Source organism: Domibacillus sp. F004 (genome assembly GCF_057814295.1).
Window position 1 is genome coordinate 306863 of the sequence record NZ_JBVATB010000002.1, and the last position, 26779, is coordinate 333641.

Sequence of the window (26779 nt, forward strand, 5' to 3'; positions counted from 1 at the left end):
ACTTATGGTTTTAGACTGGCTTTTGCAATTGGCTTCAGCAGCGTTAAAATTATTTATACATCCTATTTTTTATTTTTCATTCATTCTCGCATTTATCGTCGGGATGTTTCGCGTGACACGTGAACGAAAAGATTTCAGCACGCGCATCTATGATATCTATCAGGAAATCAGGTTTATTTTGCCGTCAAGTCTTGCGATCGGTGCTCTGTTATCTGTCATCACGATCGTGGCCGGACTGGCATTGCCAGCGGGACTGCTCAATTTTATAGCAGCGATTTTAATTATTTTCAGTATCGCAGGCTTTTTTCTTTTGTCACCGGCATGGACGATGGGGGCGGCATATGGCATATTCGTTTTATCGGAATGGTTTAACTACCCGTTCATTCCGTATGAAAATCTGAATGTACAAGCAATTTTGTCTGTGTTTTCGATTGTGACCGGGCTTCTTGTTATAGCAGAAGGCGTGCTGATCCGTAAGCGGGGTCACCAAGGCACATCACCGCGTATTGAAAAAAATAAGCGGGGCTTACTAACGGTTGTACATCTCGCACGCCGTCTCTGGCTCGTCCCGGTCTTTTTACCGGTTCCATCGAGTAAACCGCTTACTTCATTTGCGGAATGGTGGCCGGTTATTGATACAGGTGCTGTCTCCTATAGTTTTGTTTTGTTCCCCTTTTTAATCGGGTTTTCGATGATAGTAAGAAGTACATTGCCAGCGCTTGCCGTTAAATCAACTGGGAAAAGTATTATCAAAGCGGGTGTGCTTACACTCATCATTGCGTTCTTCTCTTACTGGATATGGCAATTATCTGCAGTCGCTGTTTTATTTGCGGTCCTTGCCCGTTTGGCGATTATGCTTCGTCATTACAATGATGAAAAACGTCGTTCTTATTTCTTTACGGCGCAATCGAAAGGCATCATTATTGTTGGTGTTCTTCCTGCATCACCTGCACGAAAAATGGGGATTGAGATAGGGGACATTATAACGAAAGTAAATGGTGTGCCAGTTAGCAGTGAACCCGAATTTTATACAGCACTTCAAAAAAATGCAGCGTACTGCAAAATGGAAGTGATCGGGACGAACAATCAGCTTCGTTTTGTACAAGGGTCCATTTATGCAAATGACCATCATGAACTTGGATTAATTTTTGTGCCTGAAGAAAAAGAATATATGGATGATTCGTTATTTATTGAGTAGACGCCCTTATTATTGGGCGTTTTTTTTATTGAAAAGGCTAGGTTAAACAATATTGTTTATCAAACGATTTTTGGCTCATTTCATCAAGCTAGAGCCAAAATGAGCCAAAAATCAACAATGTTCTGTAACAGAGCCTTATTGAAAAAAGCAATCTGCTCGTTTTCGGCCAAACGAAGCAGATTTTCTTTTTTTTATGTTCATTTGCCGGTACAATAGGCATAATAGACGGAAAGGGAGCGAATGACATGGGTGTACATACATACTTTAAAAGTTTGTCAGACCTTGAACATTTAGACCGGCTGCCGGGAAAATTTAAATTTCAGACACATACAGTTGCTGCCCACTCCTTTAAAGTGACGAAAATCGCCCAATTTTTAGGGACGGTAGAGGAGTTGGCTGGTGAGACAGTTAATTGGCGGTCGCTCTATGAAAAGGCGCTTAATCATGATTATGCAGAGCTTTTCACAGGGGATATTAAAACGCCAGTCAAATATGCGACTGTTGAATTGAAGGAATTGTTTTCACAGGTAGAAGAACAAATGTCACGTAAATTTATTGAGGAGGAATTTCCAAAAGAATTTCATGAAGTGTATTTGAGGCGATTGAAAGAAGGAAAAGATGGATCGCTTGAAGGGCGTATTTTATCCGTGGCCGATAAAATTGATCTGCTTTACGAAGCATACGGGGAAGTTTTAAAGCGCAACCCGGATCCGCTCTTTTTTGAAATTTATGAAGAAGCGCTAAATACGATTTTAAAATTCAAAGAGCTGCATTGTGTAAATTACTTCGTTGAATATATCATGCCCGATATGCTTGCGGAGAAGTTTATGCCGCATAGTGAATTGCGCGATTTAACGGAGCGTATTATTCAACGTCACGAGTAATCTACTCTTTTCACTTTCTTCCAAATAAGCTATGATAAAAGAAAATAATTTTAGGAGGAAGCAGATGGTCGATAAGATGATCTTGGCGTTGCTGTTGCCCGCTTTGCTTGTGGTCTTATTTTCACGCGTGACATACAATCAGTTTGTTGGTCTTGTGCTGACGGTCGCGCTTATTGCTGCATCTGCCTATAAAGGATATACCCATACATGGGAACTTATTATTATTGATGCTGCTTCGCTGACAGCTGGTTTATGGCTGTCCAACCGAATGATGAAGCAGTTGAAATTAAAATTAAACTAACACCGAAAAACTTTTTGGTGTTTTTTTTATTAGGCTCTGTTATAAAACGTTGTTGATTTTTGGCTCATTTAGCTGGAGCAACCCTCCAAGCCTGGGCTGAAAAGGCATGCCCGGAACCGCGTTTTAGACGAAATGAACCAAAAATCGTTCAATCAATCATAGTGTTTAACAGAGCTTTTCAGTAAGAATGGAGCAATAGCGCTAGATCCGAACGAGTGTGCGCTATTTGTTGGCGCTTTTTGTTTCGTTCATGTTAAAATGGGAAGTATCAATAGAGTAAAGAGCGTTAGAGGAAACAAAGGGGGGCTTGTTAGGGTGGAGCGGGAATTTAACTTAGTATCAAAATACAAACCAGAAGGTGATCAACCGGCAGCGATTGCTGAACTCGTCGCCGGAATTGAGAGCGGAAAAAAACATCAGACCCTGCTTGGTGCGACAGGAACAGGAAAAACCTTTACCATCTCTAATGTGATTAAAGAGGTAAAGAAGCCGACACTTGTGATTGCCCATAATAAAACACTTGCTGGCCAGCTATACAGTGAGTTTAAAGAGTTTTTTCCGGATAATGCAGTAGAATACTTTGTTAGTTTTTATGATTACTATCAGCCGGAAGCGTATATGCCGCACACCGATACGTTTATTGAAAAAGATGCGACCGTGAATGATGAAATCAATGAAATGCGTCACTCTGCAACATCGTCTTTATTTGAACGAAAAGATGTGATCATTATTGCATCCGTTTCGTGTATTTACGGTCTCGGTTCTCCTGAAGAATATAGTGAATTAGGGATATCACTGCGCAAAGGCATGGAAATTGGCCGAAATGAAATGCTAAGACGATTTGTGGACATCCAATATGAAAGAAATGATATTGATTTTAAGCGAGGTACGTTCCGTGTGCGTGGCGATGTGGTGGAAATTTTGCGAGCATCCCATGATAACTATTGTATCCGCATTGAGTTTTTCGGTGACGAAATTGACCGTATAAGGGAAGTAGACCCGCTTACAGGCGAAATATTGGGCGAACGTGATCACGTATTCATTTTTCCGGCTTCCCACTTCGTTACTCGTGAAGAAAAGCTGAACAAGGCGATCGAAAGTATTGAGGAAGAGCTGGAAACAAGGTTGACAGAGCTGCGTGCAGAGGGAAAATTACTCGAAGCTCAGCGGCTTGAACAGCGGACGCGTTACGATCTCGAAATGATGCGGGAAATGGGCTTTTGCTCGGGGATTGAAAACTATTCGCGTCATTTAACCCTTCGTCCGCCTGGTTCGACGCCGTACACGCTGCTTGACTATTTTCCGGATGACTTTTTAATGGTCATTGATGAATCGCATGTGACATTGCCTCAAGTGCGCGGGATGTTTAATGGTGACCAGGCCCGGAAGCAGGTACTTGTTGATCACGGTTTCCGTCTGCCTTCTGCGAAAGACAACCGGCCGCTGACATTTACTGAATTTGAAGAACACATTCGTCAAGTTGTATACGTATCGGCAACGCCAGGTCCGTATGAACTTGAACAAACACCGAACATGACCGAGCAAATTATTAGACCGACTGGACTGCTGGATCCAACGATTGAAATTAGGCCAATTGAAGGGCAGATTGATGATTTACTCGGCGAAATTAATGACCGCGTAGCGAAAAATGAACGTGTGCTTGTTACCACTTTAACGAAAAAAATGTCCGAAGATTTAACCGATTATTTAAAAGAAGTCGGCGTAAAAGTACAATATTTACATTCGGAAGTGAAAACGCTTGAACGAATTGAAATTATTCGCGATTTGCGTCTCGGAAAATATGATGTACTTGTTGGGATTAACTTGCTAAGAGAAGGACTTGATATTCCGGAAGTATCACTCGTGACCATTTTAGATGCAGATAAAGAAGGATTCCTTCGCTCAGAGCGGTCGCTTATTCAAACGATGGGTCGCGCTGCCCGTAATTCACAAGGGCATGTCATTATGTATGCCGACAAAATCACGGACTCCATGACAAAAGCAATAAATGAAACGAAACGTCGACGTGAAATTCAAGAAGCATATAATGTGAAGCATGGTGTAACACCGACCACGATTCAAAAAGATATTCGTGATGGAATTCGTGTAACACAAGTCGCTGAAGACAATGGAACGTATACATCGAAAACAACCGGGAAGAAAATGACAGCAAAAGAGCGCAATAAGCTGATTATAAGTCTTGAAACAGAAATGAAGCAAGCAGCTAAAGCACTTGATTTTGAACGGGCTGCTGATCTTCGTGATGCATTGTTTGAACTGAAATCAGAGTAGAGGTGAGTGTTGATGGCCATTGATCATATAGCAGTAAAAGGGGCGCGCGCCCATAATTTGAAAAACATCGATATTACGATTCCTCGAGACAAGCTTGTCGTATTAACCGGTCTATCCGGATCGGGGAAATCATCGCTTGCATTTGATACGATTTATGCAGAAGGACAGCGACGCTATGTAGAATCTCTGTCTGCCTATGCCCGTCAGTTTTTAGGGCAGATGGATAAACCGGATGTTGATTCGATTGAAGGACTCTCCCCGGCGATTTCCATTGATCAAAAGACAACGAGCCGCAACCCGCGCTCGACCGTCGGGACTGTAACAGAAATATATGATTATTTGCGTCTATTGTATGCAAGGATCGGCCGTCCATTTTGTCCCGTTCATGGGATTGAAATTTCATCGCAGACGATCGGCCAGATGGTTGACCGTCTGATGGAACTGGAAGACCGGACAAAAATACAAGTGCTGGCCCCGGTTATTTCGGGACGAAAAGGGACACACGCGAAAGTATTTGAAGACGTGAAACGGCAAGGTTACGTACGTGTCCGCGTTGATGGAAACATGCATGATATAGAGGAAGAAATTGAACTGGAGAAAAATAAAAAGCATTCCATTGAAGTGATTATTGATCGGATTGTCATGAAAGAAGGGATACAGGCACGTCTCGCCGATTCCCTTGAAACGGCACTTCGCCTCGGTGAAGGCAATGTTGTGATCGATGTCATGGAAAAAGAAGAATTGCTGTTTAGTGAACATCATGCCTGCCCGCACTGCGGTTTTTCAGTCGGTGAACTTGAACCACGTATGTTCTCATTTAATAGTCCGTTCGGTGCCTGTCCATCATGTGACGGCCTAGGTATGAAGAAAAAAGTGGATGTTGATCTCGTTATACCAAATCGGGAGCTGTCGCTTAATGAAAATGCTATCGCTCCATGGGAACCGGTTAGTTCCCAATATTATCCTCAGCTATTAAAAGCTGTTTGTCTACATTACGGTATTAATATGGATACGCCGGTGAAAGACCTGCCAGACGATCAAGTAGATAAGCTGTTAAATGGTTCAGGAAAAGATAAAATCCGTTTCCGTTACGAAAATGACTTCGGACAGATTCGGGATAACCAGATTATGTTTGAAGGCGTGCTGCACAATGTTGAGCGTCGGTATAAAGAAACAAGTTCTGATTATATACGCGATCAAATGGAGAAATACATGGGTGAATCAAAATGCCCCACATGTAAAGGACAGCGTCTGAAAAGAGAAAGTTTAGCGGTGAAAATGAATGGACTAACAATTTCAGAAGTGACTGATTTTTCTATTCAAGAAACAGAAGCCTTTTTTAAAGACATTGAATTAACGGAAAAAGAAATGCAGATTGCGCGGCTTGTTTTACAGGAAATTAGTGAAAGGCTTGGCTTTTTAAATAATGTGGGCCTGGATTATTTAACATTAGGCCGTGCTGCAGGTACATTATCAGGTGGTGAAGCACAGCGCATTCGGTTAGCGACACAAATTGGTTCGCGCTTAACAGGCGTATTATACATTCTCGATGAGCCGTCCATTGGGCTCCACCAGCGTGATAATGACCGTTTAATTCGCACGATGCAAAACATGCGTGACATTGGCAACACGCTGATTGTTGTCGAGCATGATGAAGATACAATGATGGCCGCTGATTATTTAATCGACATTGGGCCGGGTGCGGGTATCCATGGCGGTGAAGTCATTGCAGCCGGTACGCCGGAAGAAGTAATGAAAAATAACAAGTCGCTAACCGGGCGGTATTTATCCGGTGACAAGTTTATTCCGCTTCCGGATGAGCGCCGCAAACCGGATGGCCGCTGGATTGAAGTAACGGGTGCGAAAGAAAACAATTTGAAAAACGTTAAAGCGAAATTTCCGCTTGGCTTATTTATCGCCGTAACGGGCGTATCCGGATCAGGAAAAAGCACACTTATCAATGAAATTTTGTACAAATCGCTTGCACAAAAACTGAATCGGGCAAAAAGCCGTCCTGGTGCACATAAAGAAGTGAAGGGGATGGACCAGCTTGAAAAGGTCATTGACATTGATCAGTCACCAATTGGCCGGACACCAAGGTCGAATCCAGCCACGTACACTGGTGTATTTGATGATATTCGAGATGTATTTGCGCAAACAAATGAAGCGAAAGTGCGCGGTTATAAAAAAGGCCGCTTCAGCTTTAACGTAAAAGGCGGGCGCTGTGAAGCGTGCCGTGGTGATGGGATTATCAAAATTGAAATGCATTTTTTGCCCGACGTATATGTGCCATGTGAAGTATGTCATGGCAAGCGGTATAATCGAGAAACACTTGAAGTAAAATACAAAGGGAAAAATATTTCGGATGTGTTGGAAATGACGGTTGACGATGCACTTGTCTATTTTGAAAATATCCCGAAAATTAAACGAAAGCTGCAGACGATTGTGGATGTTGGACTCGGCTACATAACACTCGGACAGCCGGCAACGACCCTTTCCGGCGGGGAGGCCCAGCGTGTAAAGCTGGCATCTGAACTGCATCGACGTTCAAATGGCCGCTCTTTTTATATTTTGGATGAGCCGACGACGGGCCTTCATACAGATGATATTGCAAGGCTTCTGGATGTATTACAGCGGCTCGTTGAAAACGGTGATACTGTTCTTGTCATCGAGCACAATCTTGACATCATTAAAGCAGCGGACTACGTAGTCGATCTTGGTCCTGAAGGCGGCGATAAAGGAGGAACCATTGTAGCGTCCGGTTCGCCGGAAGAAATTGCGGATACAAAAGAATCGCATACGGGTTATTATTTGAAGAAAATTTTAGAACGTGATCGGGAACGGATGACTGTACATTCAAAATAAAGTGAAACTTTTCAATAGGTACTTGCGTATACGAGGGTAATAGACAAAAACAATGGAGGTTTCACAATTTATGAGTGAAGAAAAGATTCGTATTTTGAAAATGTTGGAAACGGGCATTATTTCGGCAGATGAAGCAGTAAAATTGATTGAAGCACTGGAAAAAAGCAATACAGCAACAAGTGCAACATCAAAATCAACTGAAAGCTCAAAAGGACTCGGTGGCTTTTTTGATGAGTTAGAGAAAATCGGTCAAAAAATTACCGGGCAGCGTCCGCATACAGATACGATTCCTCAGTCAAAAGATAAATTGTTTGAGTTTATGCAATCAGCTATGCAGCGTCTAAAAGACATTGAATTACCATTCCTTGGAAAAGGCACTGAATTTAGCCATGTGTTTCATGAAGAAGGTGTAACGCCGAGCCACATGAAAATCGAAACGGCAAATGGCGGTGTCACGATTCGTACATGGGAAGGGCCCGGTGTGAAAGCAGAATGCCGTGTGAAAGTCTATGGTGCCAGCACACAGGAAGAAGCACATGAATCATTTTTGAAGAACAGCACTTTTTATGCACGTGAAGATAAATTATCATTTTCTGTTGGCTTAAAATTAATGAAAACAGATGTAACGTTGTACGTTCCAGCGAAAACGTTAAGTAACCTTTCTATAAAATTGTTTAATGGTGCATTCGATATGCGGGACATTGATGCTGAAATGCTTGAAGTGCGCGCGGCGAACGGCAAGATTGAACTGAAAAACAGCAAAATAACGACGCTTGAAGCGGAAACAGGCAATGGGCCAATCCGTATTGTTGACTGCGAAGGCGAACGTGCCGAGTTGAACTCGTTTAATGGGGCCATCCATACAGTGGGTACCTTCCGCTTTGCCGATTTGAAATCATTTAACGGAAACATTTTATATGATACAAAATCGGACAAGGCAGAAGCCGTTAAAACAGAATCAATGACAGGCAATATTGAATTGTATGTCCCGCAGGAGCTGGCAGTAAAAGGTGAGATTCGCACGACAGCTGGCCGCCTGCAGCTTCCGGAAACCGGAATGGCGAATGTGACGGAGAAAGATGAACGTATTCAAAAGTCACTGAAGTTTGAAAGTGAAAACCCGCTTGCCGGACCTCAGCTTGTCATTGATGCGGAAACAAAAACAGGTTCTGTCACACTGCGGACCTCTTCGCTTCATCAAACGCCGCCGGCTAATCCGGATCAGTCATTTGGCGAAGGTATTTAATTTTAAGAAATAAGGGAGTTTTCTGCATGGGCTGGCTTATAAGTGTGCTCATTAATGCTGTATTGTTTGTGGCGCTTTCCGGGTATTTCCCGGGCCTATATGTGGACAGTTTCTTATCCGCGGTTATCGCAAGTCTTGTTCTGTCCATTTTGAACTTGCTTGTACGGCCGTTTATCATTATTTTAACACTGCCGATTACAATGCTAACACTCGGGCTTTTCTTGTTCATTATTAACGCGGTAACTTTATTAATGACAGATGGTATTATGGGCTATGCCTTTGAAATCGAAAGTTTTGGTCTCGCGATTATCATTGCAATTGTTATGGCACTCGTAAATATCGTTCTGCAAATGACCATATTACGAAAAAAATAAACGCGGAAAGCCTTTAGGCCTTCCGCGTTTATTTTTCATGTTTTTGTTTAAATGAAGAAAAGGAAAGGCATTAAGAAACGAGAACGATGCTTAACAAAAGACGCGTTTAATCCCGTCTGCGATGGCTAGGGCACATGTTTTACGATACTGAGTGGTTTTTAACAAGGCGGCTTCTTCCCGATTTGTCATAAAGCCGGCTTCAATTAAAATGGCAGGCATGTTTGTTTTACGCAATACATAAAAATTAGCTGTTTTAACACCACGATCCCGTCTGCCCGTAGCGGCTGTGAGCTCGTTTTGAACAGACTGTGCCATTTTCAATGCAACGGCAGGACGAGATGTGTACACATATGTTTCGATACCATGAGCATTTGTCCATCCTTCCCCATAGGCATTCGCATGAATCGAAACATACAGGTCAGCTCTGGCTTGATTAGCTTTTTGTACCCGTTTGACAAGTGGCATATCATGGCTGTCATGATGTACAAATAAAGTGTCAGCGTTTATGAATTCCCGCAAAAACAGTGCTGTTTCCCGATTGAATTCATATTCCCGCATTCCGTCTGGTGTTCTCTTGCCTGGCGTATCCCATCCGTGTCCTGCATCAATAGCTATTTTCATCTTCCATCCATCCTCCTTTCACTCTCTATATACAGTGAAATCGTGAAAATCGAAACGGAAAGAATCGGTTTTCTTAAAAACATGATACAATAATAACAAAATAACAATTCGTTTTTTGTGAAGAAGGAGGGGGAACCACGAAATGGTAAAAGTGCGTACAGTGGATATTTTAGAAAAGTTTGATTTAGAATTAATAAGCGGAGAAGAAGGACTCCACCGTCCCATAAAAATGAGCGATTTATCGCGTCCAGGTTTAGAAATTGCTGGTTTTTTTGATTATTATCCAGCGGATCGCATTCAGCTGATTGGCATGACTGAATTGTCTTTTTTTCAGCGGCTTAGTCCGCCGGAAAAAAAGGAGCGGATGGATAAGCTATGTGATTATGAAACTCCAGCTATTATTATTTCTCGTAATTTAAGTGTCCCGCTTGAATTAATTGAAGCATCCGAAATGTTTTCTGTACCCGTCATGCGCACGAAAATGACAACAACAAAATTTACGAGTCAATTGACAAATTATTTGGAATCGATGCTTGCACCGACAACGGCTATTCATGGTGTACTCGTTGATATTTATGGGATTGGCGTCCTTATTACCGGTCAAAGCGGCGTTGGGAAAAGTGAAACGGCACTCGAACTTATAAAACGGGGGCACCGTCTTGTCGCGGATGATTGTGTGGAAATTCGACAGGAAGACGTTGATACATTGATTGGCCAATCTCCGGAACTGATTGAGCATTTGTTGGAAATTCGTGGTCTCGGTATTATTAACGTCATGACATTGTTTGGTGCTGGAGCTGTTCTTTCCCATAAGCGTATTACGCTTAACGTGTACCTTGAGCAGTGGCATCCGAAAAAACAATATGACCGGCTCGGTATTGAAGATGATAAATTGAAAATTATTGATTCTGAAATTACGAAAATAACATTGCCGGTTCGTCCTGGACGAAATTTAGCTGTCATTATTGAAGTAGCTGCGATGAACTTCCGCCTGAAACGAATGGGTGTCAATGCAGCACAAGAATTCTCTGAAAAACTGGCAGGCGTTATTAGCGAAGCCGGCAGTGATGAAGAAAACTAAGGAGGGAACAGATGGAGGGGTATCCGTTAAATCCGATTGCGATTGATCTCGGGCCTATTCAAGTCCACTGGTATGGGATTATTATCGGTATCGGCATCGCGCTTGGTTTTTATTTGGCTTCAAAGGAAGCTGATCGACTAGGTCTTCAAAAAGACACATTCGCTGACTTGTTAATATGGGCGATTCCCATTGCTCTTATATCAGCACGGCTTTATTATGTTTTGTTTCAATGGGAATACTATTCATCAAACCCTGGTGCTATCATTCAAATTTGGAACGGCGGCATTGCGATTCACGGGGCTCTTATCGGGTCCGTTATTACAACGATTATTTTTGCTCGAAAACGAAATATTTCATTTTGGAAAATTGTTGACATTGCGGCACCGTCCATCATTCTCGGTCAAGCCATTGGCCGGTGGGGCAACTTTATGAATCAGGAAGCACATGGTGGTGAAGTAACGAGAAGTTTTCTTGAAAACATGTATATGCCGGAATTTATTGTGAATCAAATGTACATTAACGGATCTTATTATCATCCGACCTTTTTATATGAATCGGTTTGGAACCTTATTGGCTTTGCGTTTCTCTTGCTTTTGCGAAAAGTGAACTTGAAACGCGGTGAACTGTTTTTAACATATGTCATCTGGTATTCAATCGGCCGCTTTTTCATTGAGGGACTGCGGACAGACAGCTTAATGTTGACGGACTTTTTGCGTATTGCGCAAGTGCTCTCGCTTATCTTAATTGTCCTCGCCGTAGCGCTGTTCATTTATCGCCGCTTTACATACCGTCTTCCCTCTTACAATGATCCATCGAATGAAGGGAAGATTGTATCTTGAAACAAACGATTCTAAAAGGACTAATGACGGGATTAAAGACAACATGGAAGCTCGGAAAAGTCATCTTTCCCGTTACATTGATCGTAACCGTTTTACAATTCACACCTTTTTTGCCGTGGATCATTCAAATGATCAGCCCGATCATGGGTATTTTCGGTTTGTCGGGCGATGCAGCTATCCCGCTTGTGCTCGGCAATATGCTGAACTTATATGCGGCGATTGGTGCCATTCTCTCGCTTGATTTAACCGTAAAAGAAGTCTTTATATTAGCAATGATGCTGTCATTTTCACACAATTTATTCATTGAATCGATCGTAGCATTAAAAGTTGGCGTGAAAATATGGATTGTATTGGCTGTTCGTCTCGGTCTGGCGTTCATGGCCGGTGTAATCATTAACCTGGTCTGGCACGGCGGAAGCGAACTGGCTCAGTATGGCATGGTGCCAGCAGCAGAAAGTCAGCCTGAAACATGGAGTTCGATTTTTCTTCTTGGAGTGGAGAAAGCCAGTTACGGTATCTTGCAGCTGGCGGTTATTGTTATTCCGTTAATGGTTATGATACAAATAGCAAAGGATTTAAAATGGCTTGATTCGTTTTCGCGGGCAATGGCACCTGTTACACGTTTTCTTGGCATGAAAGAGAATACGTCGATGACACTTGCATCCGGCTTGTTGTTTGGTCTTGCAATGGGCTCGGCTGTGATGATTCAAGCGGTGGAAGAAGATGGCGTCAGCCGGAAAGATGTGACGATTGCGTTTGTTTTTCTTGTCGCTTGCCACGCTGTAGTAGAAGATACTCTTATTTTTATTCCGCTTGGGATTCCAGTGCTGCCGCTCTTTTTTATCCGGATTGCGACAGCGGTAATGTTAACACTTGTCATCGTCCGGCTCTGGAATCGGACTGAAGCTGGGCGGAGAAAGGAAGCTACTTATATATGAAAAATATTACAACGCTTTTGTTTGATTTAGATGGGACGTTAATTAACACAAATGAATTAATCGTAGAGTCATTTTTACATACACTCAATCACTATTATCCGGGCCAGTACAAACGAGAAGATGTTTATCCGTTTATGGGTCCGCCGCTTATCGACACGTTTGAACAAATTGATAAAGAGCGGGTAATGGAGATGGTCGCACATTACCGGAAATTCAACTTGGAACAGCATGATTCCCTCGTTACGGAGTTTCAAGGTGTGTATGAAACGATTCGTATTCTGCACGAAAACAATTACAAACTGGCGATTGTGTCAACGAAAATACACGATACGGTTATTCAAGGCTTAAAGCTAACGCATCTTGATCCATTTTTTGATGTAATTATTGGACTTGATGATGTGGAGAACGCAAAGCCGCATCCAGAGCCTCTTGAAAAAGCCCTTGCCGCTCTTGGCTCAAAACCGGAAGAAGCGATTATGGTCGGTGACAACTACCATGATATTGAAGGCGGTCAAAATGCGGGAGTGATGACGGCAGGTGTTGCCTGGTCATTAAAAGGGCGCGACTTTTTAAACGAGTACAACCCGGATTTCATGCTTGAATCCATGGCGGACTTGCTTGAAATTTTGAAAATCGGAGCCGAAAATAAATGAGACGAACGAAGCGGTACAGACTGGAAGGCGACAAAAATCCGCTGTTCCATATATACGAAACCGTTTCGTTTTGGAAAACGTTTAAAAATACAGTCGTCATTGAAATCGGCCGTTTTACGCCAACGGCACGTCTGAAAAACGCGTTGTACCGCCGTTTGCTTAAGATAAATATTGGCGAAGGCAGTGCGCTTGCGTATAAAGTAGTGCCGGATATTATGTTTCCAGAGCACATTGTGATTGGCACTAATACGATTATCGGCTATAACACGACGATTCTCGCGCATGAATATTTAACGGATGAATATCGGATTGGTTCGGTTGTCATTGGAGACAATGTGATGATCGGCGCCAATTGCACGATATTGCCTGGTATCGAAATTGGCGATGGAGCGGTTGTGTCAGCGATGACACTTGTGAATCGCGATGTACCGGCCGGTGCGTTTGCTGGTGGAAATCCAATGATTGTTAAACCCGATTCAACGAAAAGTTGAAACGGGTTTTTTATACGTTTATTGTGTGCTTTCGAAACTTATGATGATTTAACTCGTATTGAAAAGGGATACTAAAAGGGAGGGATTGGTGTGGAAGGGAAATTGATTGAAGAAAATGTAAATATCTTGCGCAAAACGGCAGGAAAATGGATGGATAAGCGTCTTGTTTTACTGACAGCTGCCCAATTCGCAGCAAGAAAAGAACTCATTGACGGACAGGCATTTATGTTTTTATCCAATAAAATTAAAAAAACAGAATCTGTTTTTTCACCGCTTAGAACGATTCACTTTCCAATGACAGGTCTCCTGCTGACAAAAGAGGGGGATCCGAATGAAGCGTTGGAAAAGCTGCTTCTTCATTATAAAACACTCCGTTCAGTAGGTCTTCGTTCTTCTGCCTACACGTACATTGCTGCTTTTTTAGTAGAGGATTCGACGAAACCTGAACGCATAAAAGAGATTTTTGAGGAAATGAAACGATATCACCGTTTCTTAACGTCGTATGAAGATTATCCAGCGGCTGTTATTATGGCAAAGCGGCCGGAAAGCGCGGTGGAGCTCGTTGACGCAGCTGAAATGTATTACCGTTTTTTGAATGAAAAGGGTTTTTGGAAAGGGAATGACCTTCAGTTTTTAGCGAATATGCTCGTGATGGATGGACTGTTTCGCAAACCGTCGGCAGAAGCAGTCCTTCATGCAAAAAGAGAACTGGACATGCACGGATTGAAGGTAAAGGCCATGCATTATCCCGCAATAGGCATCATCGCGCTTTCAGGAAAAATAGAGGAGACCGTACAGATTGCTCGGGAATTAATCGATATGAAAGTATTTAAATGGTCCAAGGAAATGGCGATCATTGTGGCAGCGATTTTTGCTTCACAAGCATATATCGATTCATCAGCAGGGCTTACAACAGCCGTTCAAGCAATGATTCAGGCACAACAGGCAGCAATAGCGGCTGCCACAGCTGGAGCAGTTGCAGCATCTTCTTCTAGCAATTAAACAGGTTGAGAGAAATCCGTTTTTTTTGGCCTTGACGTGAATTATGAGAACCGTTAAAATACAAATAATAAGTCTTTAGTATATTAGCGAACTAAAGTGAAAATGGAAAATAATGATAGATTGGGTGATGAGATGTCGAAACTGTTAATGTTCGAAAAGCCAGTTGGAATGCGGGATACGCTGCCGCACATTTATGAAACAAGACGAAAATTAAAAGAAGCTGCGGAACAGGAAATGAGAAGCTGGGGCTATCGTTTTATTCAAACACCGGCGCTTGAATACCATGAAACAGTCGGCGATGCGTCGGCCATTTTAGACCGCCAGCTTTTTAAGCTGCTTGACCAGCAAGGCAATACGCTCGTACTGCGTCCGGATATGACGGCACCAATTGCACGTGTTGCCGCATCCAAACTGTTAAAAGAGCGTATTCCATTACGTCTTGCTTATTCAGCAAGTGTATACCGTGCGCAGCAGCGTGAAGGTGGCCGTGCCGCCGAGTTTGAGCAAATTGGTGTGGAATTGATTGGTGACAATACAATGAGCGCAGATGCGGAAGTGATCGCGTTGCTCGTATCGGTTATGAAAAAATCAGGCTTGGAAAATTTCCGGATTTCTCTTGGCCATATTCGTTTTATAGATGAATTATTTCGGCAAATTCTCGGGACAGAAGAGCGTTCTGAACAGCTTCGCCGCTTTCTTTATGAGAAAAATTATGTCGGTTATCGCGAGCACATCACAAGCTTGCCGCTGTCCTCGATTGATAAACAGCGACTTTTGCAATTTTTAAATTTGTCGGGTGATATTGACTGTCTTGATGAAGCCATGAAATTAGTCGAAGGAAGCGCGGGAGGCGCAGCGCTTAATGAATTAAAAACGGTGTATAACCGGCTAAAAGAATACAATGTTGATCAATATGTAACGTTTGATTTACCGCTCGTCAGCCATATGAGCTACTATACGGGACTTGTATTTGAAGTATATGCAGACGGAGTAGGCGCTCCTGTCGGAAACGGCGGCCGCTACGATAATTTATTAGAAAAGTTTGGTCAGCCAGCTGGTGCGACAGGGTTTGGCCTTCGTGTAGACTTTTTGCTTGAGGCACTGGAGCAATTGGAAGAAGAAGAAGGTGTTCATTGTATTTTATTCAGCAATGAACGACGCGTTGAAGCCATTGAAGAAGCACAAAAACGCCGTGCAAACGGAGAATATGTTCTTTTACAGGATGTTGCTGGTGTAAAAGATGTCGATACATTCACACAAACGAGTAAAAATGTAACGTTTTTTGTGGGGAAATCAAGTAATGGAGGTAAAGGTTAATGTCAATGTTAACGATTGCGATGCCAAAAGGCCGTATTTTTGAAGAAGCAGCGGCGCTTTTACAGGAAGCAGGCTATCAGCTTCCGCCAGAGCTTGATGAATCACGAAAACTGATTATTGAAGTACCAGAAGAAAATATGCGCTTTTTCCTTGCAAAGCCAATGGATGTGGCAACCTATGTCGAACATGGCGTCGCGGATGTCGGTATTGCCGGCAAAGATGTGCTATTGGAAGAAGAACGTGATGTATATGAGCTGCTTGATTTGAAAATCAGTCCGTGCTATTTAGCTGTTGCCGGTCTTCCCAATACATCGTTAAACGAAGTCGCGCCGAAAATTGCGACGAAATATCCGAATGTCGCCTCGACGTATTTTCGCGGAAAAGGCGAACAAGTTGAAATTATTAAGTTAAATGGTTCTATTGAATTAGCTCCATTAATTGGCTTATCAGACCGTATTGTCGATATTGTCTCAACCGGTCAAACGTTAAAAGAAAACGGCCTTGTTGAGTATGAAACGATTGTTGGCATTACGTCCCGTCTTATTGTGAATCCAGTCAGCTATCGGATGAAAAATGCCGACATTTCCAAACTGGTCACCCGTTTAGCGGATACGATTGCAGAAACGGCGGTGCAGTAACAGATGATTAAAGTGGAGCGGATCACAGCCGGATTGTCTATTAAACGATCCGTTGACGCGGGAACAGAAGAACAGCAGAAGATCGTTCATGCTATTATTAATGAAGTAAAAGAAAAGGGCGATCATGCACTTTTGGCGTATACGGAAAAATTTGATGGAGCAAAATTAGTCAGCTTAAAAGTAACACAGGAAGAAATTAACGAAGCATACGAGCTGCTTGATCAAGAGATGATTCCTATCATTCGTGAAGCAGCCGACAATATCGCGTCTTTTCATGCGAAGCAAAAAAGGGAGACATGGCTGTATACAAATGCAGACGGTTCCATTCTCGGACAGAAAATGACGCCGCTTGATTCAGCAGGTGTTTATGTCCCGGGCGGTACAGCCGCGTATCCGTCTTCTGTTTTAATGAATGTTATGCCAGCAAAAACAGCCGGTGTTGAGCGAATTGTCATGGTGTCTCCACCCGGACCGGACGGAAAACTGCCAGCAGGTGTGCTTGTGGCGGCGGACATTGCTGGCGTGAAAGAGATGTATAAAGTCGGTGGTGCGCAAGCAGTGGCTGCTCTTGCCTATGGAACAGAATCCATTAAGGCTGTTGATAAAATTACTGGACCAGGCAACATATTTGTCGCACTCGCAAAACGGGAAGTATTCGGTGATGTAGATATTGATATGATTGCAGGGCCCAGTGAAATTGCCGTGCTCGCTGATGAAACGGCTTCTGCGAAAGAAGTGGCAGCGGACATGCTGTCACAGGCAGAGCATGACAAGAGAGCATCTGCTGTACTCGTGACGACTTCACAAGGATTGGCACAGGCAGTCGCCAGTGAAATTGAGGAGCAGCTCCTATCGTTGCCGCGTTCTGAAATAGCCCGTGCGTCGATTGAAGATTACGGAGTGATATACGTAGCGGAAACAATGGAAGAAGCCATTCAAACAATTAATGAATTAGCTCCCGAACATCTTGAAATCATAACGGATGGGGCCCTTGGTCTCGTGAAGGATATTAAGCATGCAGGAGCGATTTTTGTCGGACGTTATTCATCGGAGCCGGTTGGCGATTATTTTGCAGGTCCGAATCATGTATTGCCGACGAATGGTACAGCCCGTTTTTCCAGCCCGTTATCTGTGGATGACTTTATGAAAAAATCGAGTATTATTATGTATAGCAAGCAGGCATTCGATCAACATGGAGCAAAAATTGCTGCATTTGCCCGGCTTGAAGGATTAGAAGCACATGCCCGCGCGATTGAAGCGCGTAACACTTAAAAAAGAAAGAGGGTTCATAATGGGGAATCGCTATGCAGAATTGCAGCGTTATACAGGTGAAACGAAAATTGATCTCGCATTTGAGGTGGACGGTGAAGGAAAGTCAACTATTGACACTGGTGTGCCATTCATGAATCATATGCTAGACCTTTTCACGAAGCACGGTCATTTTGATCTGACAGTGAAAGCAGATGGAGACGTTGATGTGGATGATCATCATACGACAGAAGATCTTGGTATTGTTCTTGGCACGGCACTTAAGAATGCGCTTGGAGATAAAAAAGGCATTAAACGATATGGCAGCTTTTTCGTGCCGATGGATGATGCACTTGCGCAAGTTGTAGTTGATCTTAGCAATCGTCCTCATTTTGAAATGCGTGGTGAGTTTCCGACGCAAAAAGTCGGTACGTTTGATACGGAACTTGTATATGAGTTTTTATGGAAATTTGCTTTGGAAGCACGCATGAACTTGCACGTCATTATTCATTATGGCCAAAATACGCACCATATGATTGAAGCGGTTTTTAAAGCAATGGCGCGCGCAATTGATGAAGCGACAACCCTTGATCCCCGTGTGAAAGGTGTTCCGTCAACGAAAGGGATGTTGTAAATGATAGGCATCATTGATTATGGAATGGGCAATTTATTCAGCGTCAGCAAAGCGCTTGAGCGAATTGGGGTTCCATATATAATCAGCGAATCACCAGAAGAATTGAATAATACGAAAGGGCTCCTGCTGCCAGGTGTTGGCGCTTTTAAAGATGCAATGGCCAGTCTGCAGGAAAAAAAGCTCGATCACTTTATTCATCGTTATGTGGACAGCGGCCGTCCATTTCTAGGTATTTGTCTCGGCATGCAGCTTTTATTTGAAGAAAGTGAAGAGAATGGCCTTTTTAAAGGGCTTGAATTGTTAAAAGGGCGCGTTGTGCGTATTCCGGATCGGGATGTCGATGGTGAAAGGCTAAAAGTGCCGCATATGGGCTGGAATAAGCTTCACTTTCATCAAGAAGCACCTGTGCTGCAAGACATAGAAGAAGGATTTGTTTACTTCGTCCACTCATACTATGTAGACAGCATCGATAAGGCTTCACTGCTCGCGAGCGCCGCTTATGGTGTTCAGGTGCCTGCAATTGTCGGCCGTGACAACGTATTTGGCATGCAGTTTCACCCGGAAAAAAGCAGTGAAACAGGCATGCAATTGCTTGCCAATTTTGCAAAAGCGATGGAACGATCGGAGGAAATAATATGAGTTTTACCATTTACCCGGCCATTGATATGCGCGGCGGAAAGTGTGTCCGTCTCGTACAGGGCGATTACAATCAGGAAACGATCTATGGGGATTCGCCGTTTGATATGGCAAAATCATTTGTAGAGCAAGGTGCAGAATGGATTCACATGGTCGATTTGGATGGGGCAAAAGATGGCCAGCGTGTGAATGACAAGTTCGTCATTGAAGCGGCACAAAAACTTTCTGCCCGTGTTCAAATTGGCGGTGGTATCCGCACAGAAGAAGATATCCGTCATTATCTGGATAACGGCGTCGACCGCGTTATTATTGGCAGTCTTGCTGTAAAAGAGCCGGAACTCGTAAAACAATGGCTCGGTACATATGGAAATAAAATTGCGATTGGTCTTGATGCAAAAAATGGCTATGTAGCAACACATGGATGGTTGGAAACGTCGACGATGAAAGCAGTGGATCTTGCAAAAGAATTTGCGGATGCAGGTGCAGAAACGTTTATTTTTACCGACATTGCCAATGATGGGATGCTCTCTGGTCCAAATACAGAAGCGACAGCAGAACTTGCGCGTGTGACAGGGAAAAGTGTTATAGCATCAGGTGGTGTTAGTTCACTTGAAGATTTGCGCGAACTGGCAAAATTTGAAGCAGATGGCTTATGTGGCGCTATTTGCGGAAAAGCCATTTACACGGGCCGTTTTAGTGTGAAGGAAGCACTGGAGGCAGCGAAATGATGACAAAACGTATTATCCCATGTCTCGATGTAAAAGAAGGCCGTGTCGTAAAAGGCATTCAATTTGTTGAATTACGTGATGCAGGCGACCCGGTTGAACTGGCTCGTGTTTATGATGAACAAGGGGCAGATGAACTTGTTTTCCTCGACATCTCTGCGTCAGTTGAAGGGCGGAAGACGATGGTGGACGTTGTGCAGGCTGTTGCGTCAGAACTGGCGATTCCATTTACAGTCGGCGGTGGAATTAACGCACTCGATGATATGAAAAGGATTTTACGTGCAGGAGCAGATAAAGTATCATTGAATACAGCGGCTGTAAACAATCCGGATTTAATCAATGAGGGGGCAGCCTTTTTCGGTTCACAATGTATCGTCCTTGCCATCGATGCAAAATACGACGATGAACTAGGCACATGGCGCGTATATACGCATGGCGGCCGGACACCAACAGAGCGAAACGTTATCGACTGGGCGAAAGAAGCGGTGGAACGGGGTGCTGGTGAAATTTTGCTGACGAGCATGGACGAAGATGGAAGCAAAAAAGGCTTTGATATTGCACTCACAAAAGCCGTTGGTGATGCCGTTTCTGTTCCGGTCATTGCATCAGGGGGCGCCGGTAATGCAGAGCACTTCTTAGATGTATTTAAAGAAGCGAAAGCAGATGCAGCGCTGGCCGCATCGATTTTCCATTATAAAGAAACAGGTGTCGGAGAAGTGAAACAATTTTTAAGAAACGCGGGGGTGAACGTCAGATGATTGAAGAAGTAAAATTTGATGAAAAAGGACTCGTGCCTGCGATTGTGCAGGATGCGACAACATACGAAGTATTGACGCTTGCCTATATGAATAAAGAGTCGCTTGAGAAAACGATGGAAACAGGCGAAACATGGTTTTATAGCCGTTCACGTGAGGAACTATGGAATAAAGGGGCAACAAGCGGCAATACGCAAAAAGTCGTGTCGATGCAATTTGACTGCGACAAAGATGCGATCGTTGTTAAAGTAGAGCCTGCAGGACCAGCATGCCACCGAGGCACGACAAGCTGCTTTGATGAACCATTTTATGGCGATGAAAGCGGATCATTGCCTTATTCGATTTTACAGCAGCTTGAGCAAGTAATTGCTGACCGCGAGCAAAATCGTCCAGAAGGTGCATATACGACGTATTTATTTGAAAAAGGCGTCGATAAAATATTGAAAAAAGTCGGTGAAGAAGCATCGGAAGTCATTATTGCGGCGAAAAACCGTGATAAAGAAGAGTTGCAGTGGGAAGCAGCGGATTTGATCTATCACTTGCTTGTTCTGCTCCGTGAGCAAGATCTGCCGCTTAATGATGTGCTATCTGTGCTGGCGCGTCGTCATGAGGGTAAAGGAAAAGAATAAATGAAGCCGGTCCGATTTAGGGCCGGCTTTTTCTCTCTATTCTTTCAGTGCGTACCTATGGTATAATACATAAGTTAATCATATAGAACGTACGGAGGATTTTCATGGGAAATGACTCAATTAGCTGGAAAGAAAGCGGGAAAGTTGTCCCCTTTTATCCAACGGGAGAGTTTTACTATTCAAAAGGAATGAAGGCACTTGAAAAAAGAGAGCTGGCAAAAGCGAAAAAATATTTTTCACGGGCAATCGATTTAGAACCACTTGAACCGATTATCGCCTGTCAGCTAGCTATTGTGGAAACAGAGCTTGGTCATTATGAACAGTCGATTGGGCTGCTTCATTTTGTGCTGGATGATCTAGATCCAAATATGAGCGAGTGCCACTATTTTTTGGCCAATAATTATGTGCATATCGGTTCGTTTAAAGATGCATTCCGCCATGCACAAGCTTATTTAGATGCAAATGAAGACGGCGAGTATAGCGACGACGCAGAAGATTTGCTAGATTTAATTACGTTTGACAGCGAAGAAGCTTTTGACGATTTGTATGAGCAGGATGAAATGATAGAGCTGCAAGAAGAGGCACGCTTTTTGCTTGAAAGCGGTCACTTTGCGAAAGCAGCTGCTCATCTTGAAGAATCGGTAAAAAAGTATCCTGATTTTTGGGCAGCATACAATAATTTAGCACTTGCTTATTTTTATCTGGGAAAGACTGAAAAAGCGCATCACATGTTGAATGATGTACTGAAGAAAAATCCGGGCAACTTACACGCGATCTGTAATAAAATCGTGTTTTATTTTTATGAAAAAAAGCAGGAACAACTTGATTTTGTAGCGGATCAGCTGGCAAAAGTCCAGCCGCTTCATCCGGACCAGCAGTTTAAACTTGGTGCAACGTTTGCCCTTATTGGCCGCTATCAAGAGGCTTACAGATGGCTGAAAAAGCTTTATAAAAGTGGATACGAGGGGGAAACGGAATTTTATTACTGGCTGGCATATGCTGCGCATTTTACTGGACGTAATGAAACAGCGCGCAAAGTATGGAAGAAAGTCATCCAAAGCAATCCGGAAAAAGAAGGGCTTGAACCATGGAATGGTCTTCAAGAAGAGGGCGAAATTCAGCGGAATCCAGAAGAGATTGTCCGGTATTTAAATGGAGAACGGGATGAAGAACGATTATTTGGTATTTTCTTATTATCACTTGCAGGTGACCAAAAAGAAGTGATGACGCATCCTGAATTTTGCGACATTGATTATTTGGAGCCGCATGAGAAAATTTATATGGCGGATGTGCTCGGTATGCCGGTGAACCATTCGCTCTTTAATCACATTAATACACGTTTAGCGCACGATACAGCTCTTATATTGTATCGGCATTTCCGGCCGCTCAAGAGCGAAAACGCAGGTTTATTTATGATCTGGTTTTCCATCTTTTTAGAGCTTCAAAATCATCCTACAAAGCTAACGAAGCCTGAAGCCTTGGCGGCGGCCGTAGAATATGTATGGCGGAAATTGCGCAGTGAACCCGTCAGCCAGTCAGAGATGGCTAAGCAGTATGGTGTCTCTGTTTCAACTGTACAGAAATACGCCAAATTTATTCGAGAACATCTTTTGTGAGCATAATAATAGACGGAAATGCTGAATTTAAGTACGATGAAGGTATAAATTGAACATACATTTACACGTATCGTTTAAAAAGCGAAGGAGAGTTGATGATGGCTGCTACTGAAGAAAAGATCTATGACGTAATCATTATCGGTGCCGGTCCAGCGGGAATGACGGCGGCTGTTTATACATCGCGTGCTAATCTTTCTACACTTATGATTGAGCGTGGTGTGCCAGGCGGACAGATGGCGAATACAGAAGAGGTCGAAAACTATCCGGGCTATGATCATATTCTAGGTCCTGAATTGTCGACAAAAATGTTTGATCATGCAAAGAAATTCGGTGCGGAATATGCATACGGCGATATTAAAAAAATTATCGATGGCAAAGAATATAAAACGATTGATGCGGGTTCAAAACAATATAAAGCACGGACCATTATTATTACAACAGGTGCACAATACAAAAAAATAGGTGTACCGGGTGAAAATGAGCTTGGCGGCCGCGGCGTATCTTATTGTGCAGTATGTGACGGTGCCTTTTTTAAAGAAAAGGAACTTGTTGTGATCGGCGGCGGAGACTCTGCTGTTGAAGAAGGCGTCTATTTGACGCGTTTTGCGAAAAAAGTGACAATCGTGCATCGCCGTAATGAATTGCGCGCACAAAAGATTTTACAAGACCGTGCCTTTGCAAATGAAAAAGTAGACTTTATTTGGAGTCATACGCTAAAAGAAATTCATGATAAGGACGGTAAAGTGGGCAGTGTGACACTTGTTTCGACAGAAAATGGAGAAGAGCAAGAACTCCAGGTTGATGGTGTCTTCGTATACATTGGGATGCTGCCGCTGACAAAGCCATTTCTTGACCTTGGCATTACAAATGAAGAAGGCTACATTGTAACCAATGAAAAAATGGAAACGAGCATTCCGGGTATTTATGCAGCAGGCGATGTTCGTGAAAAGATGCTTCGCCAAATTGTGACAGCAACAGGTGATGGAAGTATTGCGGCACAGTCGGCTCAGCACTATATTGAAGAATTGAAAGAAGAAATGGGCGTTAAAGCGTAATCTTTTTTTACACAAGCGTAATCCTTTTGAAATATGTAAGTGGTATAATGAAAGATGTAATTAGACTGCCCCCTGCAGATTTTTTTACATTGCGCTCGGTATTGCCCGAGCGCTTTTTGTATGCGTGAAAATACTTGAGGCACGATTCAGCTGCCTGTCGCCCCTGACCAGCCGCTCTCCGCTTTTCTTTGTGTCTAGCTGCGAGCGCCAGAGGCTCGGGGTCATAAGTCAGCCTGTCTGCGTGGCAAAGACTGCCACTTCGACAGTCAGCTTTATGCCTGTCGCCTCTAAACGGGCGCTCTCCGCTTTTCAAATAAACACCCGGCAGCGTTGCAGTTCTTACAGCATAACTATATAATAAAGGAAAGTAATGTTGGACTGACTTTGGGTGGGGGTGTTATTGTGCAACGAGTCACAAATTGTGTGTTAATGAAAGATGGACAAGTACTTTTAATGCAAAAACCGCGTCGGGGCTGGTGGGTGGCACCTGGCGGGAAAATGGAACCAGGTGAATCTGTCCGGGATGCGGTCATTCGAGAATATCGTGAAGAAACAGGACTTTATTTACGCAATCCAAACGTAAAAGGGATTTTCACCTTTATTATTAAAGACGGCGATAAGGTGCTGTCTGAATGGATGATGTTTACCTTTTTTGCTGAGCAGGCAGATGGTTTCGTGCTGTCAGAAACGAGAGAAGGAACCCTTCATTGGAAGTCGGTGGAGGAATTAAAAGAACTTCCAATGGCAGAAGGAGATCGCCACTTGCTGGAGTATATGGTACATGGAACGGGACTGTTATACGGCGCATTTACCTATACACCCGATTTCAAACTGATTTCATACCGTCTCGACCCGAGTTGATGAACAGAAAGGGGAATGATCATGGCAAAGGATGTACAACTCGTTATTATTACAGGAATGTCAGGTGCCGGTAAAACGGTGGCAGTCCAAAGTTTTGAAGACCTCGGTTTTTATTGTATGGATAACTTGCCGCCAACGCTTCTCCAGCCATTTTTAACATTAATAAAAGATTCCGGACAGCAGTTGAAAAAAGTAGCAATCGTTATGGATATGCGCGGCCGTGAATTTTTTGATCATTTATCGACGGCCCTTGAGGAAGCAGCAGAAACACTTAATGCAGCGCCAAAAGTGCTGTTTTTAGACGCCGAAGATGAAGTTCTTGTCAGCCGGTATAAGGAAACGCGCCGGACGCATCCCCTTTCACGTGATGACCGCCCGCTTGATGGCATTCATCAAGAGCGTGAACTGTTGAATGACTTGCGCGGCCGAGCCCACATGATTTTAAATACATCAAAGATGAAGCCGAAAGATTTACGCGAAACCATCATGCGTGAATTTTCGCCAGATAAGCAAGCGTCCTTTACAGTAAATGTGATGTCCTTTGGGTTTAAGCACGGTTTGCCGATTGATGCGGATCTTGTTTTCGATGTGCGTTTTTTACCTAATCCGCATTACATTGAACATATGAAACCACGGACAGGGCTTGATACAGATGTAGCAGAATATGTAATGAAATGGACAGATACGCAAAAGTTTCTTGAAAAAGTGTCCGATCTTCTCACATTTATGCTGCCCCATTATAAAATGGAAGGAAAGTCACAGCTCGTCATTGCGATAGGCTGTACGGGAGGTCAGCATCGTTCAGTTGCCCTTTCTGAATACTTGGCAAACTATTTTGCCGACGGGTACAAGACACGGGTTACTCATCGCGATATAGATAAGCGAAAGGCAGCGCAGTCATGATGAACGATCCGCAGCCAAAAGTTGTCATTATTGGCGGTGGAACCGGGCTATCTGTTTTACTTCGGGGATTGAAGCGTCATCCAATTGACTTGACTGCGATTGTTACGGTGGCTGATGATGGCGGGAGCTCTGGGCGACTGCGAAATGAGTTGAATATTCCGCCGCCAGGAGATATTCGAAATGTACTCGCAGCCTTATCGGATGTGGAGCCGCTTGTCGAATCCCTTTTCCAGCATCGGTTTTCAACAGAAAATGAACTGTATGGCCATGCGCTTGGCAATTTAATGATTGCAGCCCTGTCCTCCATTACCGGTGATTTCGGCCATGCGATTCAAGAAATGAGCCGTGTATTAAATGTGCGGGGCAAAGTGCTGCCAGCTGCGAATGAAAGTGTTATTCTCCATGCGGAAATGGATGATCAGTCGATTGTGTCAGGAGAATCACAAATACCTTATTCCAGAAAGAGAATTCGGCGTGTATTTTTAACTCCAGAGAAAATTAAACCCCTTCCAGAAACGATTCGTGCCATTCAGGAAGCCGATTTAATTATTATCGGTCCAGGCAGTCTGTACACAAGTATATTGCCGAATTTATTAGTACCGGAACTCGGTGAAGAAGTGTGTACAGCAAAGGCACAAAAAGTTTATATTTGCAATTTGATGACCCAAGCAGGAGAAACGCTCGATTTTACAGCAGCCGATCATGTTAAAGCAATTTACGATCATATGAAATGCTCGTTTATTGATACGATTCTTGTCAATAAAGAACCAATCCCGGATCGTATTCAAGAAATTTATAAAGAAGAAATGGCAAAACCAGTTGTGTACGATGTGACGAAACTGCAATCAATGGGACTTAATGCCATCATTGATGATATTGTCACGTATGATGGCAGTATTATTCGGCATGATACAGCGAAAGTAGCTGAAATATTAGTGCGTCTCATCCCAAAACGGTAAGCGGACATCACGAGAGGA

The 26779-nt window shown here is 43.3% G+C and carries 27 protein-coding genes; 26 read left to right on the forward strand and 1 reads right to left on the reverse strand.

What is annotated here, in order from left to right:
* Positions 1-4 precede the first annotated feature (4 nt).
* The 7 genes from ACZYRN_RS07025 to ACZYRN_RS07055 all read left to right on the forward strand — a co-directional run bounded on the left by ACZYRN_RS07025 (position 5) and on the right by ACZYRN_RS07055 (position 9160).
* Positions 5-1198 (forward strand): PDZ domain-containing protein, encoded by a 1194-nt coding sequence (locus ACZYRN_RS07025; protein WP_488910817.1) that lies wholly within the window; start codon positions 5-7, stop codon positions 1196-1198.
* Positions 1199-1443: 245 nt separating this feature from the next.
* Positions 1444-2082, forward strand: coding sequence for a YfbR-like 5'-deoxynucleotidase (locus ACZYRN_RS07030; RefSeq protein WP_488910818.1), 639 nt, complete (start codon positions 1444-1446; stop codon positions 2080-2082).
* Between the two features lie 64 nt (positions 2083-2146).
* A complete protein-coding gene (locus ACZYRN_RS07035; RefSeq protein WP_034286601.1) occupies positions 2147-2383 on the forward strand; it encodes a CsbA family protein in 237 nt (78 codons plus the stop codon).
* A gap of 258 nt (positions 2384-2641) precedes the next feature.
* Positions 2642-4675: an excinuclease ABC subunit UvrB gene (gene uvrB, locus ACZYRN_RS07040; RefSeq protein ID WP_488910819.1), complete on the forward strand. Its 2034-nt coding sequence runs from the start codon at positions 2642-2644 to the stop codon at positions 4673-4675.
* A 12-nt stretch (positions 4676-4687) separates the two neighbouring features.
* Positions 4688-7540: an excinuclease ABC subunit UvrA gene (gene uvrA / locus ACZYRN_RS07045; RefSeq protein WP_488910820.1), complete on the forward strand. Its 2853-nt coding sequence runs from the start codon at positions 4688-4690 to the stop codon at positions 7538-7540.
* Positions 7541-7610: 70 nt separating this feature from the next.
* Entirely contained in the window at positions 7611-8786 is a 1176-nt protein-coding gene (locus ACZYRN_RS07050) for a DUF4097 family beta strand repeat-containing protein (RefSeq protein ID WP_488910821.1), read from the forward strand.
* Between the two features lie 26 nt (positions 8787-8812).
* A complete protein-coding gene (locus ACZYRN_RS07055) occupies positions 8813-9160 on the forward strand; it encodes a phage holin family protein (protein WP_488910822.1) in 348 nt (115 codons plus the stop codon).
* Between the two features lie 90 nt (positions 9161-9250).
* Here the strand turns inward: ACZYRN_RS07055 and ACZYRN_RS07060 are convergent, their stop codons facing one another.
* Positions 9251-9781, reverse strand: a complete 531-nt coding sequence (locus tag ACZYRN_RS07060) for an N-acetylmuramoyl-L-alanine amidase family protein (RefSeq protein ID WP_488910823.1) — start codon at positions 9779-9781, stop codon at positions 9251-9253.
* A 142-nt stretch (positions 9782-9923) separates the two neighbouring features.
* On the opposite strand from ACZYRN_RS07060, the gene hprK reads away from it, so the two are divergent.
* The 19 genes from hprK to ACZYRN_RS07155 all read left to right on the forward strand — a co-directional run bounded on the left by hprK (position 9924) and on the right by ACZYRN_RS07155 (position 26761).
* Complete coding sequence (gene hprK / locus ACZYRN_RS07065; protein ID WP_488910824.1) at positions 9924-10862, forward strand: HPr(Ser) kinase/phosphatase; 939 nt, start codon at positions 9924-9926, stop codon at positions 10860-10862.
* Between the two features lie 11 nt (positions 10863-10873).
* Positions 10874-11701, forward strand: coding sequence for a prolipoprotein diacylglyceryl transferase (gene lgt / locus ACZYRN_RS07070; RefSeq protein WP_488910825.1), 828 nt, complete (start codon positions 10874-10876; stop codon positions 11699-11701).
* Complete coding sequence (locus ACZYRN_RS07075; RefSeq protein ID WP_488911127.1) at positions 11695-12639, forward strand: nucleoside recognition domain-containing protein; 945 nt, start codon at positions 11695-11697, stop codon at positions 12637-12639. Before lgt ends, ACZYRN_RS07075 begins: the two co-directional genes overlap by 7 nt.
* Positions 12636-13292: a pyrophosphatase PpaX gene (ppaX, locus tag ACZYRN_RS07080; RefSeq protein WP_488910826.1), complete on the forward strand. Its 657-nt coding sequence runs from the start codon at positions 12636-12638 to the stop codon at positions 13290-13292. Before ACZYRN_RS07075 ends, ppaX begins: the two co-directional genes overlap by 4 nt.
* Positions 13289-13783 (forward strand): acyltransferase, encoded by a 495-nt coding sequence (locus ACZYRN_RS07085; RefSeq protein ID WP_488910827.1) that lies wholly within the window; start codon positions 13289-13291, stop codon positions 13781-13783. The genes ppaX and ACZYRN_RS07085 overlap by 4 nt, the downstream gene beginning before the upstream one ends.
* 90 nt (positions 13784-13873) lie before the next feature.
* The gene (locus ACZYRN_RS07090) at positions 13874-14785 is read left to right on the forward strand and encodes a DUF4003 family protein (RefSeq protein ID WP_488910828.1); all 912 of its coding nucleotides are present in this window, start codon (positions 13874-13876) and stop codon (positions 14783-14785) included.
* 132 nt (positions 14786-14917) lie between these two features.
* Positions 14918-16102: an ATP phosphoribosyltransferase regulatory subunit gene (locus ACZYRN_RS07095; protein WP_488910829.1), complete on the forward strand. Its 1185-nt coding sequence runs from the start codon at positions 14918-14920 to the stop codon at positions 16100-16102.
* Positions 16102-16740: an ATP phosphoribosyltransferase gene (hisG, locus tag ACZYRN_RS07100; RefSeq protein WP_488910830.1), complete on the forward strand. Its 639-nt coding sequence runs from the start codon at positions 16102-16104 to the stop codon at positions 16738-16740. The genes ACZYRN_RS07095 and hisG overlap by 1 nt, the downstream gene beginning before the upstream one ends.
* 6 nt (positions 16741-16746) lie before the next feature.
* Positions 16747-18012: a histidinol dehydrogenase gene (gene hisD / locus ACZYRN_RS07105; protein WP_488911128.1), complete on the forward strand. Its 1266-nt coding sequence runs from the start codon at positions 16747-16749 to the stop codon at positions 18010-18012.
* Positions 18013-18031: 19 nt separating this feature from the next.
* Positions 18032-18622 (forward strand): imidazoleglycerol-phosphate dehydratase HisB, encoded by a 591-nt coding sequence (gene hisB / locus ACZYRN_RS07110; protein ID WP_488910831.1) that lies wholly within the window; start codon positions 18032-18034, stop codon positions 18620-18622.
* Positions 18623-19261, forward strand: coding sequence for an imidazole glycerol phosphate synthase subunit HisH (gene hisH, locus ACZYRN_RS07115; protein WP_488910832.1), 639 nt, complete (start codon positions 18623-18625; stop codon positions 19259-19261).
* Complete coding sequence (gene hisA / locus ACZYRN_RS07120; protein WP_488910833.1) at positions 19258-19986, forward strand: 1-(5-phosphoribosyl)-5-[(5-phosphoribosylamino)methylideneamino]imidazole-4-carboxamide isomerase; 729 nt, start codon at positions 19258-19260, stop codon at positions 19984-19986. Before hisH ends, hisA begins: the two co-directional genes overlap by 4 nt.
* A complete protein-coding gene (hisF, locus tag ACZYRN_RS07125; RefSeq protein WP_488910834.1) occupies positions 19983-20741 on the forward strand; it encodes an imidazole glycerol phosphate synthase subunit HisF in 759 nt (252 codons plus the stop codon). The genes hisA and hisF overlap by 4 nt, the downstream gene beginning before the upstream one ends.
* Positions 20738-21367, forward strand: a complete 630-nt coding sequence (hisIE, locus tag ACZYRN_RS07130) for a bifunctional phosphoribosyl-AMP cyclohydrolase/phosphoribosyl-ATP diphosphatase HisIE (protein ID WP_488910835.1) — start codon at positions 20738-20740, stop codon at positions 21365-21367. The genes hisF and hisIE overlap by 4 nt, the downstream gene beginning before the upstream one ends.
* Positions 21368-21471: 104 nt before the next feature.
* Positions 21472-22983, forward strand: coding sequence for a tetratricopeptide repeat protein (locus ACZYRN_RS07135; RefSeq protein ID WP_488910836.1), 1512 nt, complete (start codon positions 21472-21474; stop codon positions 22981-22983).
* Positions 22984-23081: 98 nt separating this feature from the next.
* Positions 23082-24038 (forward strand): thioredoxin-disulfide reductase, encoded by a 957-nt coding sequence (gene trxB / locus ACZYRN_RS07140; protein ID WP_488910837.1) that lies wholly within the window; start codon positions 23082-23084, stop codon positions 24036-24038.
* A gap of 402 nt (positions 24039-24440) precedes the next feature.
* Positions 24441-24899 carry an NUDIX hydrolase gene (locus tag ACZYRN_RS07145; protein ID WP_488910838.1) on the forward strand — a complete coding sequence of 153 codons (459 nt, stop codon included), beginning with the start codon at positions 24441-24443 and terminating at the stop codon, positions 24897-24899.
* 21 nt (positions 24900-24920) lie between these two features.
* Entirely contained in the window at positions 24921-25802 is an 882-nt protein-coding gene (rapZ, locus tag ACZYRN_RS07150) for an RNase adapter RapZ (protein WP_488910839.1), read from the forward strand.
* The gene (locus ACZYRN_RS07155) at positions 25799-26761 is read left to right on the forward strand and encodes a gluconeogenesis factor YvcK family protein (protein WP_488910840.1); all 963 of its coding nucleotides are present in this window, start codon (positions 25799-25801) and stop codon (positions 26759-26761) included. The genes rapZ and ACZYRN_RS07155 overlap by 4 nt, the downstream gene beginning before the upstream one ends.
* Positions 26762-26779 lie beyond the last annotated feature (18 nt).

Bases quoted from the DNA above. Each gene is read 5' to 3' on its own strand.
- ACZYRN_RS07025 (WP_488910817.1), top strand. From the start codon at position 5: ATGGTTTTAGACTGGCTTTTGCAATTGGCTTCAGCAGCGTTAAAATTA.
- ACZYRN_RS07030 (WP_488910818.1), top strand. From the start codon at position 1,444: ATGGGTGTACATACATACTTTAAAAGTTTGTCAGACCTTGAACATTTA.
- ACZYRN_RS07035 (WP_034286601.1), top strand. From the start codon at position 2,147: ATGGTCGATAAGATGATCTTGGCGTTGCTGTTGCCCGCTTTGCTTGTG.
- uvrB (WP_488910819.1), top strand. From the start codon at position 2,642: ATGGGAAGTATCAATAGAGTAAAGAGCGTTAGAGGAAACAAAGGGGGG.
- uvrA (WP_488910820.1), top strand. From the start codon at position 4,688: ATGGCCATTGATCATATAGCAGTAAAAGGGGCGCGCGCCCATAATTTG.
- ACZYRN_RS07050 (WP_488910821.1), top strand. From the start codon at position 7,611: ATGAGTGAAGAAAAGATTCGTATTTTGAAAATGTTGGAAACGGGCATT.
- ACZYRN_RS07055 (WP_488910822.1), top strand. From the start codon at position 8,813: ATGGGCTGGCTTATAAGTGTGCTCATTAATGCTGTATTGTTTGTGGCG.
- ACZYRN_RS07060 (WP_488910823.1), bottom strand. From the start codon at position 9,781: ATGAAAATAGCTATTGATGCAGGACACGGATGGGATACGCCAGGCAAG.
- hprK (WP_488910824.1), top strand. From the start codon at position 9,924: ATGGTAAAAGTGCGTACAGTGGATATTTTAGAAAAGTTTGATTTAGAA.
- lgt (WP_488910825.1), top strand. From the start codon at position 10,874: ATGGAGGGGTATCCGTTAAATCCGATTGCGATTGATCTCGGGCCTATT.
- ppaX (WP_488910826.1), top strand. From the start codon at position 12,636: ATGAAAAATATTACAACGCTTTTGTTTGATTTAGATGGGACGTTAATT.
- ACZYRN_RS07085 (WP_488910827.1), top strand. From the start codon at position 13,289: ATGAGACGAACGAAGCGGTACAGACTGGAAGGCGACAAAAATCCGCTG.
- ACZYRN_RS07095 (WP_488910829.1), top strand. From the start codon at position 14,918: ATGTCGAAACTGTTAATGTTCGAAAAGCCAGTTGGAATGCGGGATACG.
- hisG (WP_488910830.1), top strand. From the start codon at position 16,102: ATGTCAATGTTAACGATTGCGATGCCAAAAGGCCGTATTTTTGAAGAA.
- hisB (WP_488910831.1), top strand. From the start codon at position 18,032: ATGGGGAATCGCTATGCAGAATTGCAGCGTTATACAGGTGAAACGAAA.
- hisH (WP_488910832.1), top strand. From the start codon at position 18,623: ATGATAGGCATCATTGATTATGGAATGGGCAATTTATTCAGCGTCAGC.
- hisA (WP_488910833.1), top strand. From the start codon at position 19,258: ATGAGTTTTACCATTTACCCGGCCATTGATATGCGCGGCGGAAAGTGT.
- hisF (WP_488910834.1), top strand. From the start codon at position 19,983: ATGATGACAAAACGTATTATCCCATGTCTCGATGTAAAAGAAGGCCGT.
- hisIE (WP_488910835.1), top strand. From the start codon at position 20,738: ATGATTGAAGAAGTAAAATTTGATGAAAAAGGACTCGTGCCTGCGATT.
- ACZYRN_RS07135 (WP_488910836.1), top strand. From the start codon at position 21,472: ATGGGAAATGACTCAATTAGCTGGAAAGAAAGCGGGAAAGTTGTCCCC.
- trxB (WP_488910837.1), top strand. From the start codon at position 23,082: ATGGCTGCTACTGAAGAAAAGATCTATGACGTAATCATTATCGGTGCC.
- rapZ (WP_488910839.1), top strand. From the start codon at position 24,921: ATGGCAAAGGATGTACAACTCGTTATTATTACAGGAATGTCAGGTGCC.
- ACZYRN_RS07155 (WP_488910840.1), top strand. From the start codon at position 25,799: ATGATGAACGATCCGCAGCCAAAAGTTGTCATTATTGGCGGTGGAACC.